This is a genomic window from Streptomyces sp. NBC_00984 (assembly GCF_045162475.1).
GTDB lineage: Bacteria > Actinomycetota > Actinomycetes > Streptomycetales > Streptomycetaceae > Streptomyces.
On the sequence record NZ_CP108734.1, the window covers coordinates 4,013,905 to 4,027,898 of the forward strand.

General features: G+C 69.9%; 15 protein-coding genes. 10 read left to right on the forward strand and 5 right to left on the reverse strand.

The genetic code is table 11. The features are described 5' to 3' along the window. Positions 1-214: 214 nt before the first annotated feature. Positions 215-1,150 carry a DUF3027 domain-containing protein gene (locus tag OG520_RS17635; RefSeq protein WP_406013796.1) on the reverse strand — a complete coding sequence of 312 codons (936 nt, stop codon included), beginning with the start codon at positions 1,148-1,150 and terminating at the stop codon, positions 215-217. Positions 1,151-1,619: 469 nt separating this feature from the next. Here OG520_RS17635 and OG520_RS17640 point away from each other — a divergent pair, with 469 nt between their 5' ends. The 4 genes from OG520_RS17640 to OG520_RS17655 are packed head-to-tail and all read left to right on the forward strand — an operon-like array spanning position 1,620 to position 5,139. Further along, a complete protein-coding gene (locus tag OG520_RS17640) occupies positions 1,620-3,035 on the forward strand; it encodes an MFS transporter (protein WP_399331297.1) in 1,416 nt (471 codons plus the stop codon). Positions 3,036-3,062: 27 nt separating this feature from the next. Then, complete coding sequence (locus OG520_RS17645) at positions 3,063-3,542, forward strand: DUF2771 domain-containing protein (RefSeq protein ID WP_266415952.1); 480 nt, start codon at positions 3,063-3,065, stop codon at positions 3,540-3,542. A gap of 39 nt (positions 3,543-3,581) precedes the next feature. Further along, the gene (locus OG520_RS17650) at positions 3,582-4,286 is read left to right on the forward strand and encodes a futalosine hydrolase (protein WP_406013797.1); all 705 of its coding nucleotides are present in this window, start codon (positions 3,582-3,584) and stop codon (positions 4,284-4,286) included. Then, positions 4,267-5,139 carry a 1,4-dihydroxy-6-naphthoate synthase gene (locus OG520_RS17655; protein ID WP_399331293.1) on the forward strand — a complete coding sequence of 291 codons (873 nt, stop codon included), beginning with the start codon at positions 4,267-4,269 and terminating at the stop codon, positions 5,137-5,139. The genes OG520_RS17650 and OG520_RS17655 overlap by 20 nt, the downstream gene beginning before the upstream one ends. Before the next feature lie 67 nt (positions 5,140-5,206). On the opposite strand, the gene OG520_RS17660 is transcribed toward OG520_RS17655, so the two are convergent. Further along, positions 5,207-5,590, reverse strand: coding sequence for a cold-shock protein (locus OG520_RS17660; RefSeq protein WP_037692759.1), 384 nt, complete (start codon positions 5,588-5,590; stop codon positions 5,207-5,209). A 256-nt stretch (positions 5,591-5,846) separates the two neighbouring features. On the opposite strand from OG520_RS17660, the gene OG520_RS17665 reads away from it, so the two are divergent. From OG520_RS17665 to OG520_RS17685, 5 genes are all read left to right on the forward strand, one after another. Beyond that, entirely contained in the window at positions 5,847-6,071 is a 225-nt protein-coding gene (locus OG520_RS17665) for a hypothetical protein (RefSeq protein ID WP_072485777.1), read from the forward strand. Positions 6,072-6,385: 314 nt separating this feature from the next. Then, entirely contained in the window at positions 6,386-6,784 is a 399-nt protein-coding gene (locus OG520_RS17670) for a DUF6507 family protein (RefSeq protein WP_406013798.1), read from the forward strand. Positions 6,785-6,789: 5 nt separating this feature from the next. Further along, complete coding sequence (locus tag OG520_RS17675; RefSeq protein WP_406013799.1) at positions 6,790-9,087, forward strand: hypothetical protein; 2,298 nt, start codon at positions 6,790-6,792, stop codon at positions 9,085-9,087. Continuing rightward, positions 9,084-10,100 carry a hypothetical protein gene (locus OG520_RS17680; protein WP_406013800.1) on the forward strand — a complete coding sequence of 339 codons (1,017 nt, stop codon included), beginning with the start codon at positions 9,084-9,086 and terminating at the stop codon, positions 10,098-10,100. The genes OG520_RS17675 and OG520_RS17680 overlap by 4 nt, the downstream gene beginning before the upstream one ends. 41 nt (positions 10,101-10,141) lie before the next feature. Beyond that, positions 10,142-11,533 (forward strand): DUF6177 family protein, encoded by a 1,392-nt coding sequence (locus OG520_RS17685; RefSeq protein ID WP_406013801.1) that lies wholly within the window; start codon positions 10,142-10,144, stop codon positions 11,531-11,533. Positions 11,534-11,570: 37 nt separating this feature from the next. Here OG520_RS17685 and OG520_RS17690 read toward each other — a convergent pair whose 3' ends face one another. Together OG520_RS17690 and OG520_RS17695 are read right to left on the reverse strand one after the other, a co-directional pair. Continuing rightward, positions 11,571-11,762, reverse strand: a complete 192-nt coding sequence (locus OG520_RS17690) for a DUF397 domain-containing protein (RefSeq protein ID WP_406013802.1) — start codon at positions 11,760-11,762, stop codon at positions 11,571-11,573. 11 nt (positions 11,763-11,773) lie between these two features. After that, a complete protein-coding gene (locus OG520_RS17695; protein ID WP_406013803.1) occupies positions 11,774-12,625 on the reverse strand; it encodes a helix-turn-helix domain-containing protein in 852 nt (283 codons plus the stop codon). Positions 12,626-12,837: 212 nt separating this feature from the next. Between OG520_RS17695 and OG520_RS17700 the strand changes: the two genes are divergently transcribed. Then, positions 12,838-13,272: an ATP-binding protein gene (locus tag OG520_RS17700; RefSeq protein ID WP_406013804.1), complete on the forward strand. Its 435-nt coding sequence runs from the start codon at positions 12,838-12,840 to the stop codon at positions 13,270-13,272. A 15-nt stretch (positions 13,273-13,287) separates the two neighbouring features. Here the strand turns inward: OG520_RS17700 and OG520_RS17705 are convergent, their stop codons facing one another. Further along, positions 13,288-13,905, reverse strand: coding sequence for an HAD family hydrolase (locus tag OG520_RS17705; protein ID WP_406013805.1), 618 nt, complete (start codon positions 13,903-13,905; stop codon positions 13,288-13,290). Positions 13,906-13,994 lie beyond the last annotated feature (89 nt).

Genomic DNA, 13,994 nt, shown 5'->3' on the forward strand with positions numbered 1-13,994 from the left:
GGCAAAATCCCTGAACGGGCAGGAAACTCCCCAGGCGGGCGGGAAGATCCCCGGGCAGGCGGCAAAATCGAGCCCGTCCCGCGATTGAGGACAGGGCGGTCGCCGGGGCGCCCGGCATCCCGCTCAAGCCCGTCCGGCGATTGAGACGGACCCGGTTCGCCGGACGCGCCCGAGGGCCCTCGGGCGCGGGGCCCCCGGAAGCTCCGGCCACCGCCTACGAGTGGCCGAGGTCCTCCGTCGGCGCGTCCGGCTCCGCCGGGACCGAGCCGGAATCCCGGGCCGGCCGCAACGGATACTCGTCCGCCTGCATCGTGTCCAGCGCGTGCGGCGCCGGCTTCGGCGGCTTCGGCATCACCGCCGCCTCCGAATGCCCACCGCACCCGTACGCCAGCGACACGACCCGCCCGTCCGCCGGACCGAACTCGTTCGCGCACACCCCGAACGCCTGCCTGAGCGAACCCGCCAGCGGCACCAGGAAGGCACAGCTGGCGCACGAGGCCGGCGCCGCCTGGGCCATCGGCGTCTTCGCGCCGAACGCCTCGTCCCACCGGTCGGCCGCCGCATGCAGCCCGTACCGGGACAGCACCCGCGCCCGCCGCATGCCGAGCTCGTCCGCGACCGCCGCGATCGAGCCCCGGCTCGTCGTCGAGGGGCGCGTCGTCAGCTCCGCGTCCTCCACGTCGACGAGGTCGGCCATCTCCTGCGACACCTCGGAGACCGCGGAGTTCGGCGGCGGCTCGTCCTCGCCGGTGTAGCCGGGCTCCAGGCGGATGTCGTCCGCCTCGGTGGGCAGCAGATCGCCGGGCCCCATGTCGCCGGGGCGCAGCCGCTCGCTCCACGGCACCCACTCCGGGGCGAGCAGCGCATCGCTGCCGGGCAGCAGCACCGTCTCGTCGAGGGTGACGTACTTCGCGCGGGAGGCCCGAGCGACGGTCACCGCCCAGCGCCAGCCCCGGTAGCCGGGCTCCTTGCACTCGAAGAAGTGCGTGACGACCCGGTCCCCCTCGGAGACCACGGCCACATGTTCACCCACGGCCCCCGGCGCGGCTGCCTCCTCGGCCGCCGCGCGCGCAAGGTCTACCGCCTCGGCGCACAGACGGTCGGGGACAGGGGTACGGGCCGTACGGCTTCGCGTCGTCGCAGCACTCACAGGTCTCGCTTCTCTCCTACGCCAGTCTCACGAGCGCGCCAGCACATCCATCGGTTTCGGCCATGACGGATGCGGGCGGAGCGGACCTGAGGGCCGCGTCGACGTCCACACCCGTTGCTGCCTGCCTCGGGCACACCTTCTGCAACCCATTCTGCGGGATCGCCGAGAGGCGCGCGGCCGAGAACAACCGCCGGTGGCGCGCTACGCACGCTACCCTCTCCGCCGCCCCCCGCCCACCTGCCCGTCCCAAACAAGGCCGTATCCGGTGTCGTGTCCCCGGCGAATCCCCTGCGAATCCCCTGCGAATCCGTTACGGAGAACCGGCCCTCGGCCGCCCACGAACGGCCACGGCTCCGGGCCGGGCCCGCCCCGCCCGGCCGGGACGGATCACTGGCCCGACAGGGCGGAGTGCATCGCGCCCCGTGCCGATGCCGGTTCGCCACCACCGGGACTGGGGCACTATGACGAGGTGACTTCCGCCAGGTCGCACGAGGGACCCGGCCCGCTCCGCAGGACGGGCCGGGCGGTCGGACATGCCCTCCACCTGCCGTTCACCGGCACCGCCAGGGGCATCCGGAAGGTGACGCACGCCCATGGCGCCGGGGAGTCCGGGCTCGGCAAACTGATCGAACTGCATGCCGTGAACGGCGCGGGTGACGTAATGATCACGATCGCGCTCGCCTCGACGGTGTTCTTCTCCGTGCCGACGGACGAGGCCCGCGGCCGGGTCGCCCTCTACCTCGCCGTCACCATGGCGCCCTTCACCCTTCTCGCCCCCGTGATCGGCCCGCTCCTGGACCGGCTGCCGCACGGCCGGCGCGCCGCGATGGCCGGTGCGATGCTGGCCCGCGCGGTGCTCGCGCTCACCATGTCGGGCGCGGTCGCCACCGGCGGCCTGGAGCTGTATCCGGCCGCGCTGGGCGTCCTGGTCTGCTCGAAGGCGTACGGGGTCGTGCGCAGCGCGGTGGTGCCGCGACTGCTGCCACCCCGTTTCTCCCTGGTGAAGGCGAATTCCCGGGTCACCCTGGCCGGGCTGCTGGCGACCGGTGTCGCCGCCCCGATCGGGGCGGGGCTGCAGACCGTCGGGCCCGGCTGGCCGCTGTACGGCGCGTGCGCGATCTTCATCGGCGGGACCGTTCTCGCCTTCACGCTGCCGCCCAAGGTCGACTCCTCGAAGGGCGAGCGGAAGGCCCAGCTGGTGCCGCCGCACGGCACGGCGGCCCCCGTCGGGACGAAGGAGCCCCGGAAGGGCAGGGCGCGGGGCCGGGAGCGGAACGGCGAGAAGCGGCCCGGTCTGCGGTCCGTGGGCCCATCCGTGCTGAACGGGCTCCAGGCCAACACCGCGCACCGCGCGCTCTCCGGCTTCCTGATCTTCTTCCTGGCGTTCCTGCTGCGCGAGTACCCGCTCGCCGGGCAGAGCGCCGCCATCTCGCTCGGCATCGTCGGCGTCGCGGCCGGCGTCGGCAACGCGCTCGGCACGGCGGTCGGCTCCTGGCTCCGGGCCCGCGGCCCCGAGGTGATCGTCGCGTCGGTGCTGGCCCTGGCCCTGGGGATCGCCGTACTCGCCGCGCTCTTCTACAGCACGGTCATGGTCGCCGCGCTCAGCGCCACCGCGGGTTTCACCCAGGCCCTGTCGAAGCTCTCGCTGGACGCGATGATCCAGCGCGACGTGCCGGAAGAGGTGCGCACCTCCGCGTTCGCCCGGTCCGAGACCGTGCTCCAGATGGCCTGGGTGGTCGGCGGCGGCATCGGCATCGCCCTCCCCCTCAACGGCGTACTGGGCATGTCGGTCGCCGCGGCCATCCTCGCCCTCGGTGCCGCAACGTCCGTACGGGGTCTGCTGGGCGCCGCACGACGCGGCTCGCCGCACCCCCGCGTGGCGTGAGCCGGAGCGACCGATAGCCTTCGGCCCATGACCGTTGCGTTCTTCTCCGGTAAGGGCCGCCGAATCGGCGTCGCTCTTGGTGCCGTGTCCGCGGGACTCCTTGTCCTCTCCGCCTGCGACAAGCCGACGCCGCTCGCGACCGTAACGGTCGGCGGCAACTCGGTGAGCTCCGAGGCGGCCTGCTACAACGACGGCAAGCCGCTCAAGAAGTCCGAGTACCAGAGCTGCCTCAACAAGAAGGCGGAGAAGTCCGTCGAGGTCGCGATGGACGACAAGGTCCACTTCGGCGTCGATCCCGAGATCGCGGACAACGGCTGGACCCTGTTCATCAACGGCCAGCAGGCCGAGCAGGAGCCGTACAAGAAGACCTACCGGTCCATCCCGGGCAGCGCCTTCTTCTCCAGCCAGACCGGCGAGACCACGAACAAGACGCAGATCAGCATCGTGGAGACCAAGGGCAAGGAACTGACCGGCGTCTGGCACTTCGAGCTGAAGAAGTCCTCCTGACACCCTCTTGACCCCCTCCTGCCCTCGGAGGCTTCCCCCGTGCGTGTGCTCGTCGTGACCGCTGTCCCAGCAGAACGGGACGCGGTCACGCGTGCGTTCGGGGACGTTTCCGAGGCGCGGGCGCGTCACGTGCCGGGCGCCGAGCTCCACCGCGTGGGGCCCTTCGATGTCCTCGCGGGCGGCGTCGGACCGGCCGCCGCGGCGGCCGCGACGGCCTTCGGTCTCGCCTCCGGGCCGTACGACCTCGTCGTCTCGGCCGGCATCGGCGGCGGATTCGCACCCGTCGCCCCGGTCGGTTCGCTCGTCGTCGCGAGCGGCATCGTCGCCGCCGATCTGGGCGCCGGGACCCCCGAGGGCTTCGTACCCGTCACCGGCCTGGGCTTCGGCCGTGACCACCACTTGCCGCCCCGGTCGCTGTTCCGGGACGTGGCCGCCGCGACCGGCGCGCTCGCCGCCGAGATCCTCACCGTCTCCACCGTGACCGGCACCGCCGAACGCGCCGCCGCCCTGCTCGCCGCGCACCCGGAGGCCGGAGCCGAGGCCATGGAGGGCTTCGGGGTCGCGGAGGCCGCCGAGCGCGTCGGCGTGCCCGTCCTGGAGATCAGGGCCGTCTCGAACGCCGTCGGCCCGCGCGACCGGGACGCCTGGCGCATCGGCGACGCGCTGGCCGCGCTCACCGAGGCGTTCGGGAAGCTCGTACCCGTACTGGAAGGTTGGACCCACCATGACCGAAACGACTCCTGACCCGCTGCGGAACCCGCTGCGGATCGCTTTCTCGCCGTGCCCGAACGACACCTTCGTCTTCGACGCCTGGGCGCACGGAAGGGTCCCCGGCGCGCCCGCCCTCGACGTCACCTTCGCGGACATCGACATCACCAATGGGATGGCCGAGCGCGGGGAGCTCGACGTCCTCAAGGTCTCGTACGCGGTGCTGCCGTGGGTGCTCGACGATTACGCGCTGCTGCCGTGCGGCGGGGCGCTGGGCCGGGGCTGCGGCCCGCTCGTCCTCACGAGGGACGGGGCGGACACGGACCTGACGGGCCGGACCGTCGCCGTACCGAGCGAGCGTTCCACCGCCTATCTGCTGTTCCGCCTCTGGGCGGCCGAGGTGGTGCCGGGCGGTGTCGGCGAGATCGTCGTGATGCCGTTCGACGAGATCATGCCCGCCGTGCGCGACGGGAAGGTGGACGCCGGTCTCGTCATCCACGAGGCCCGGTTCACGTACCAGAACTACGGGCTGCACAACCTCGCCGACATGGGCCGGCACTGGGAGGAGACGACCGGGCTGCCGATCCCGCTCGGCGCGATCATCGCCAAGCGGTCGCTGGGCGCGGACACGCTGAAGCGGCTCGCCGAGTCGGTGCGCACCTCGGTACGGATGGCCTGGGACGACCCGGAGGCGTCCCGGCCGTACGTGCTGGAGCACGCCCAGGAGATGGACCCGGCCGTGGCGGACCAGCACATCGGGCTGTACGTCAACGAGTTCACGGCCGACCTCGGCGAGGACGGCTACGCGGCGATCCGCGGGCTGCTGACCCGCGCGGCGGCCGAGGGACTGGTACCGCCCCTCGGCCCCGACGCGCTGTCGTTCGTCTGAGCCGCGCGCTCGCCCGAGCCGCGCCCGGGATCACACGTCGAACAGCGTGATCACACGTCGAGCGGAATCAGACATCCAGCTGGTCGGCGACCGCGCGCAGCAGGCCGCCGATCTGCTTGCCGGCCGCCTTGTCCGGGTACCGGCCGCGCTCCAGCATCGGCGTGATGTTCTCCAGCAGGGTGGTCAGGTCCTGCACGATGGACGCGAGCTCGTCCGGCTTGCGGCGCTGCGCGGCCGCGACGGAGGGGGTCGGGTCCAGTATCGCCACCGAGAGCGCCTGGTCTCCACGCTGACCTGCGACGACCCCGAATTCGACGCGCTGGCCCGGCTTGAGGGCGTCGACGCCGTCGGGGAGCACGGAGGAGTGCACGAAGACGTCGCCGCCGTCGTCGCGGGAGAGGAAGCCGAAGCCCTTCTCGCTGTTGAACCACTTGACCTTGCCAGTCGGCAAAGCACGCACCCCATCTCAACCCGTATGCAACCTGTATGCCGGAACAAAGCCTCAGCAGGTCAGGCTATCCAGTGGTGGTGCTCCCCTGCTGGCAGCAGCCTCCCCAGGGGGAGTACCCCTCGTCAAGCCTGGTCATCCGGACTCTGTCCGGAAACGGCGCCTGCTTCGTGCACCGGTCGTCGCGGGGTTGACTGCGGTGTTGACGGCGGGGTTGGCCGCGGGGTTGTCCGCCGCCGCCGGGAACTACCCTGACGGGGTGAGTACTACACCTTCTGGCGCAGGTGACCGGCTGGTCCGGATCGGCGCGATCGTCTTCTTCATCGGCGCACTGTCCACCCTGGCCACGATGGCCCCCCTCTTCCTGGGCACCCACCCGCTTCCGTCCATCGCCTGGTCGCTCTGCATGCTGATGGGCGTCGGCTTCCTGATCGCGGCGGCGGGCGTGATCCGCTCGGTGCGCGCGGGCTCACCGAAGCGGTAGCGGGGTCGGAAACCCACAACCCTCTTCCCTAGCGCAAACGCCACCTGCCTTTCCGGCCAGTCATCCGACCACCGCCTCGCGGGGCGGCAGCAGGAGATGGGAAAGGCGGTCCCAGCTGCCCACCCGGTAGCAGGGCTCGGTCGCCACGACACTCCGCCACCACGTTGCGTGCTCAATCCAACACGCGTTTGGCTTGAAGTGCGTTGCCACTGCTACGAACCCCCTGATACAGATGAAGATCCTGTCGCCCGTGACACGCATGTCGCCGGGCGCAGTTGACGCAACGTATTGACCGGGGGATGCAGGGGGATGGCATGACGGGGTGGGACATCAGGCCGAGCGGGGTGGAGTCCGTTCTGTCGTTGGTGGGTCTGGCCGCCGAGGACCTGAGCAAGGGCGTCAGGGGCTACGGCAAGAGCGTGGAGGACGCCGCGCTGCAGGCGGGGACGATCAGCGGACCGTACTGCGGCGAGGCACCGGCGGGACCGGTCGGCGCCGCGGTGGCGAACTTCATCTCGGACACCCAGCAGCAGATCAGGTTCATGGCCGCCCGCACGAAGAAGTCGATGGACGGCACGGTCAAGGCCACCACCGAGTACATCGAGGGCGATCTGGCCATGGCCGCCCGCGCCCAGCGCGAGGCAGCGAAGGCCCCGACCCCTGCCGAGATCAGGGCGGTCGGGCAGAAGCCCGGCCACCGGGGCGGGGAGTAGCCGACGTGATCGAACCGGGTGGGATACCTCAGTACACCGGTGACTTCGGCCAGTTGGAGAAGACCGCGTCCGGTCTGCGTACGCATGCCACGGGCATCCGGAACGGCGGGAAGGACGTCCATTCCCGCTTCCAGGCGACGGCCGCTTACTACAAGGCGCCCGAGGCCGAGAAGCTGTTCTCCTCGACCCAGCCGGTCATGGACACGGCCGAGGAGTTCGCGGGGAACATCGAGTCGCTCGCCGATGCCCTGGACACGTTCATCTACGAGGCCAAGCCGCACGCCGACCGGCTCAAGCAGCTGAGGCTGGACGCGATCGACTTCGTCGACGGCGTCCGGGGCGACGACGACTGGACCGAGGACAAGAACAAGACCGACCAGCACCAGGCGTTGATGGACGGCGTGGATGCGGCGCGCGCGGCCTTCCAGGAGGCCGAACGCAACGCGGCCAACAAGATCAACGCGATCAGCCCCGCTGTCTGCCGCCCCGCGTGGATCGTGGACGACGGCACCCACGGGCTCGGCATGTACGGCCAGAACGCCGGCGCGCTCAAGGACATGAAAGACCTGCCGTGGGGCAGCCCCGAGGGACGTACCTATGAGCGCTGGAGCCTGGAGTGGTGGGGGCACGGGGCCAAGAGCTGGGCGTGGGACGGCATAGCCAAGGACAGCATCTGGGGCGGCATCGACGGCCTGGGCACCCTCGTCGGCTTTCACGGGGGCGAGGCGCGCGACCAGGCCTGGGACGGCCTGCGACGCATCGCCGTCGGCGGCTACGCCTACGGCATGGACCTGTTCGGACAGGACGAGCACCTGTCCGACTGGCAGCGCGACAGCAAGGCGTACGCGAAGGAGTTCGGCAAGCAGTTCATCGCGTACGACATGGCGAACGAGGATCCCGCTCGCGCCCACGCCGTGGTCTCCTTCAACATCCTCACCCTCGCCACCGGCCCCTTCGCCGCTGCCGCAAAGCTCGGCAAGGGCGGCACGATCGCGAAGGCCGCCGGCACCATGGCGAAGATCGGCGACGCCCTCGACCCGCTCTCCGGCACGTTCAAGGCCGCCAAGGCGCTTTCGGGCCTGCCCAAGGTCTCCCAGGTCCTGGCCAATGTCAGCGACCATCTCCAGATCCCGAAGACCAAGTTCCCCGACGGAGCCTTCGACCTGAACGACCGTTTCCGGGTCGACAAGGACGGCAAGTTCGTCCCCCTGGGCCCCGACGGCAAACCCGACCTGACCCCGGCCAGGCACGAACCCTCCGCCGCCGAACGGGGCGCCGGCCGGCCGAACGGTGACCGCGAACCGGTCGGTGCGGGCGCGCGGACAAGCGAGAACTCTGCACATGCAGGCGGCCACAGGTCGCCACAAGCGAGCCATGACCTACGCGGCGAAAACGGTAATCGCGCTGATTCGGCGGGTGAGAGGCAGAGCGGCCAATCCGGTGAGACCGATGCTGGGAAAGCTACGGAAGGGCGGCACCCCAATGGCCTCCAGGATGGGGAACTCGGGGGCTCGGACGGCCATCCTCATGACGGTGTTCCGGACGGAGCGGGCGCATCCCCCGGCTCTGGCGGCCACGGTGGGTCCGACGGGGATGTTCCGGCGACGCCCGACGGTCCATCACCGGACGGCGATGGACAACCCATGGTTCGCGGGGGCGAGACAGAGCAACGTGTTCGTGACGCGATCAAGGGAATTCCTGGCCCGCAACGGCCGAAGCCCAATGTCCTTGACAGGGTGCTTGACCGGCTCGCTTCGGAACCCGACGGCCAACGGGTCGCCAACGTCATTGCTTCTGGGCAATTCGACCAAAGTGACAAGTTCGGGCACGTCATATCCTCCCTGGGGGCAAAAAGGGAGCAAATGTTCCAACCCGGTGCCGACCAAATCATCTTTGCGGACGACTTGGTCAGGAGTGGCGTGCCCGGGCACGCCATCGACTTCGAGCAGAAAGTTCCGGTCGGTGCCGACATGGACGTCCGCATCAAGGACGAGTCCGGTGCCGTCTACGCCTACCAGATGAAACACCTCAACAACCCCATGGATGAGGTCAGCGAGATCACCAGAGGCCATAACCTGCTTCAGCTGGCGAGAGCCGAAGCGGACCACCACGTGCTGCTCGTGGACGGTGGCCGAGGAACTCGCGCGGACTGGATATCAAACGGCTCATACGATGCCCTGATGGACATCCACCGCGGCGGGAGTGGACCGAAGGGTGAAGGCATCGCATTCGTCGTACGCCTGGAGGATGGAACCCTCGTGATCCCGCCCGGCAGCAAGCTCGACCCCAAGGACATGTTGTGATCACCTCGACGCCCATTGGCGACTGGACGTGGGAACTTACTGCGGACAGTGGTGAGATTCGGCCCACCCGTGCCGCACAGATCGCGGCAGCGATCTGGAACGAGCTGGCTGAACGAGAGCTCGCTCTGCCCGGAGGGAAGGCCAACGTTCGGGTCATGAACCGGAACAATCCGCGCGATATCCACCTCGATGCAAGGGGCCTGCGCATAGGGACGACCCCCTTGGCTCCGCGATCGGCCCTCGCACAGACCGTGGCGCAAGCCGAGGCGTTTGATGGGGACCTCATCACCATCATCCGCGTCGAATGCCCTGGCTTGTGGCTGGAGCCGGGATTCAAGTATCGCGCGGAGAAGCTGTTCGCAATCCATCTGGAAGTTTGGGGCGGCAGACTGCTTGCTGTGACGCTGGAGACGTACTCCGACGCCTGGCTGACAATGGACACACGCAACCGAGAACAGCCCGAGGTGTACGCGGCGAACGCTCCCCGACTCGCTGCCGCACTCCAGGCCATCTCGGCACTGCTCGGCACTGCGCCCGTACCCGGAGACGAGAACCACTACGCAGCACCGAGCGAGACCGGCTTCAATGACCTCCGGGACGAAGGTCCTGCCTACGACGATTCCTGGGGGACCTTCGAAGGGCTCAACCGGGCAAGCCTGCTGCAGTCCCGCATTCCGCAATCCGAGGACGAGTACGAACAGATCACCGAGCACTCGGTCCGGTACTTCACCATTCAACGGGACGGAAGGACGCTCGGATTCCTCTGGGCTTCCGTCGGCGATGCCGCCGCCGGTTATATCCCTCGAACCGCAGCCGGAGACGATGCATTCGATGTGGGAGCGGCCTGGCTGTTGGCCTTGCGAGAAGCCCACGGACAAGGGCTCGCCCCGCTCGCGGCATTGGACTGGCTGGCCAAGCACCCGGCCCGACCCGGAATCGGCGTGATCGTTGAGGACACCCCCCAGGCGGCATCTTCCCTGGACGCCTTGGAAGAGTTGTCGGGTCGGTACTGACGCCTGCCCCGCATCCCTATTTCTCTGCCAGAAAGCAGTCGATGACCCAGGACGTCATAGCCCTCACCCCGCAGATGCCCGACACCAGGACGCTGCTGGCCGGGCTCCTCGCCGGCGGTCCCGATCTGCTTGTGAACCGGGCCGGCGACGGGTCCGTCGCTCAGCTGTGCACGGCTGCCGGGCAGGCGTTGGTGTCGGTCGAGGCGCCCCGGTACGTCCAAGTGCCGGGCGAGGTGGCCCGGTTGCTCGGGCCGGACGCGCGCGCGGAGTCGCCCGTGTGGTGGACCGAGGCGCGGGCGACCAGTTCTGTGGAGGGGGCCGTGCGGCTGGCCGGGTCCGTAGCCGGGCGGCTGGTCGCCGTGCACGGGGGCGATGTCTGGCCGCGCGAGGCCGGTCACACCGAGGTCGTGACAGACCTCGCCGACGCCGTCGCGGAAGCGACACCCCTGGGCGTCGACCTGCTCACCGAGAAGGCCGCCGTCGTCATCCAGGGCCGCCCCGTGATCGCTGCCACGACCTGGCTGACCGACGTGGTGCGCAACGCCGCCCGCACCGGACGCGAACTCCAGCTCGTCACCCCGCCCAGCACACGGCTCACCTTCCCCGCCCGCACGCTGCTGGACGGGCTGCCCTCCCGCTGGGTCGTGAGCGACCCCGGGTGCGGTTACTACGACGGCCTCTCCGGATCCGTACTGCGCTGGCACGACGGGCGATTCACCCACGCCGCCGACGACAGGCCCCAGGTCGCGGATGCCTTCCGGCCCCGACCCGGCACCGAAGGCGAACGGCAGCTGCTGCTGTCCATCCGTACGGTCCACCCCGCCGACGAGCATCTCGTCCTGGGCGGCGCCCTGGAACAGGCCTGGCACACACTCACCGGAGCCCCGCCCGCCGGGTGGTCCACCGCCGAACCCGTCAACGTGCCCTGGTCACCACGGCAGTTGACCGACCTGGCCCGTACCCGCGCCCAGCAGTCCCTGCCCACCTGGGCCGTCGCGATCGGCACCCCCGACCACCCGGCGATCGCCACCGTGCGCACCGCCCGCACCCACCTCGGCGTCGAGGAGCACATCACGCTGGCCGTCGGCTACCGCGCCGATCAGAACGCCCCGGTGGCCGCCATGCCCGAACTGGCCGAATCCCTGGCCGCCAGGCACAACCTCGCCACGATGATCGGCCAACTGCGCACCGCACGCGCGGATCTGACCACCCCCGCCCACCACGAGCCACCCCCGGTGCCGCTCTCCTTCACCCTCGGCCCCGACGCCGTGGCCGAGCTCGACGCGGACCGCACACCCTTCGCACCGACCCGGCTCGGCCCTGCCGCCCGGCCTGCCCTGCACTACGCACTCGGCGACGGCACCGACCCCGCCGCCTGGCAACGCCTGCGGCAGATCAACGACCACGTGACCGCCGGTACCAGCAGGGGCTGAATCCCGCCAGGGGCCGGGTCGGCCAGGCGCAGAAGTGTCAGCCCCGGTGGGGACGCTCCTTGAGAGTGCGTACGAAGACGGCCCACACGCCCGGTGTGGTGCGGAGTATCGCTCCGGTGGGGTCGCCGCTTTCAGTGAGCTTGACGCCGCCGTCGGCGTCCGGGGCGACATGGACGCAGGATTCGCCTTGTCCGCAGTACGAGGACCTCTGCCATGCGTGCTCGTTCATATCCAGTTCCTTCACTGGTCGGCAATCAGACTGTGGATGAAGTCCCGGGACTCGTCCGGCGCCAGCGCCACGGCCTCCACGCGTGCCAGCAGGAGGCGGTAGGCCTCCAGTTCCGCCTCGGCATCCACCAGGGCAGGGCCGTGCGACTGGTCCAACGAAACCGTGTCGAGACGGGGCACTGAGCCGTGTACGTACAAGATGGTCTGGCCAGATCCGGGATAGGCGCCGATAGCGAACGGGATCACCTGGATCGTGATGTGCTCTCGCTCACTCTGTTCGAGCAGATGCCGAAGCTGGTTCCTGGCGACGACGGGACCGCCCACCGGGACGCGGAGGGCGGCTTCGTGTATGACCGCCCGAAACGCTGGCGGATTCGGTCGGTCGAGAAGGGTCTGGCGCTGAAGCCGGTGGTTCACACGATGCTCGATGTCCGAGCGGGAGAACTCCGGCACCACCTGCCGGAAGATCTCGCGGGCGTGGTCCGTGGTCTGGAGAAGCCCCGGGATATGGGACGTGTTGGCAGATCGCAGCGCGGTCGCATGGTGCTCCAGTTCTGCAATGTCCAGCAACGGGGAAGGCAGCACCTCGCGGAATGTCTCCCACCAGCCCGACGAACGTTCCCCCGCGAGATCGAGCAAACCTGCGACGTACGCGGTGTCCGAGCAGCGATAGTTGCGAGCCATCGCGCGCAGCCGTTCCGCACTCACGCCGAAGCGGCTCGCCTCGATGTTGCTGAGCTGAGCCTGGCTGATACCGAGCAGACGCGCGCCCTCCGTGGCCGTGAGCCCAGCGCGGTCCCGCAGTCTGCGCAACTCGGTCCCGAGGCGCAGGCGCCGCACGCCAGGGGTGCTTCTGGAGGCCATGCGTCAACTCTCCCTGGTCGGAAACACGTTGCCAACGTCACTCACACGAGTGCAGATCTCAATCGATTGGCAATCTGGCAAATATTTCATGTCCCGCGCCGTTAGCTTGGTCTCAGGCCACCCGCCCGGAAGTACCCCGCTCGACGGAGCGGCCTCGTCACCGGGCAACCGGAAACCCGCGATCCAACTCCCTCCCGTGAACGGAGACTTCCATGGTCGGTTCCACGGTATCCCCGCCCTGGACATACACCCTCCAACTCCCGCAGGATCCCCGCGCCCCCGGCGTCGCCCGTGCCACCCTCCGTAACGTCCTGCGCGTGCACGGCATGCCCGAACTCACCGAAGTCGCGGAGCTGTTGGCGAGCGAGCTGGTCACCAACGCCTACCTGTACTCCTCGGGGCCGTACTCCCTGCGCCTGCGCGACGCCGGGCGCAGCCGTATCCGGCTGAGCGTCTGGGACACCGATCCGCACATCCCCGCCCCGTTCCGATGGGGCGCCAGGACACCGGAGGAACTGGCCGAACGCGGGCGCGGGCTGTACCTCGTCACGCTCTACGCGGAGTCCTGGGGCGCGTACCCGATGCGCGGCGGACTGCCGGGACAGGGCGGGAAGCTGCTCTGGGCCGAGTGCGCGGCCAAGGCGTAGGCGCCCCCGCAGACCTCAGCGCGCCGCGTACCCCTCCAGCCACGCCGGGAACTCCGTCAGGGACGACAGGACGACGTCCGCCCCCGCCGCCCGGAGTTCCGTCGCGTCGCAGGGGCCCGTGGTGACCGCGACCGACAGGGCGCCGGCCGTGCGGGCGCCTCGTACGTCGCCGGTGTGGTCGCCCACGTAGATGTGCGCGCCGTGCTCGCGCAGGGCCCGGCCCTTGGCCTCGGCCCACAGGCCGCCGATGATCGCGTCGGGTTCGATCCCGAGGTGATTCATGTGAAGTTCCGCGCTCGGCCGGTGCTTGGCGGTGACGACTATCGTCCGGCCGCCCCGTTCGCGGATCGCCGCGACCGACTCCCGCGCGCCCGGCAGCGCGAGGCTCGGGTCGATGGCGTGTGTGGGGTAGATCTCGCGGTAGCGGTCGGCGGTCGCGGCCACCGCGTCGGCGGGGAACCAGTTCCGCAGCTCTTCGTCGACCGGCGGGCCGAGCCTGCTCACCACCAGGTCGGCGTCGATCGGCGTCCCCGTTTCGGCGGAGAGCGCCAGGTAGGCGGCCTTGATGCCGGGCCGGGTGTCGATGAGCGTCATGTCGAGGTCGAAGCCGACCGTCAGGGGGTGTGAGGGCATGGCAGCCATTGTCGTGGGGATGGGTGGCGTATCCGTCCCCGGTGCGGCCTTCGGGCCTGAAACGGCGGTGCTTAGACTTAGCCAAGCCT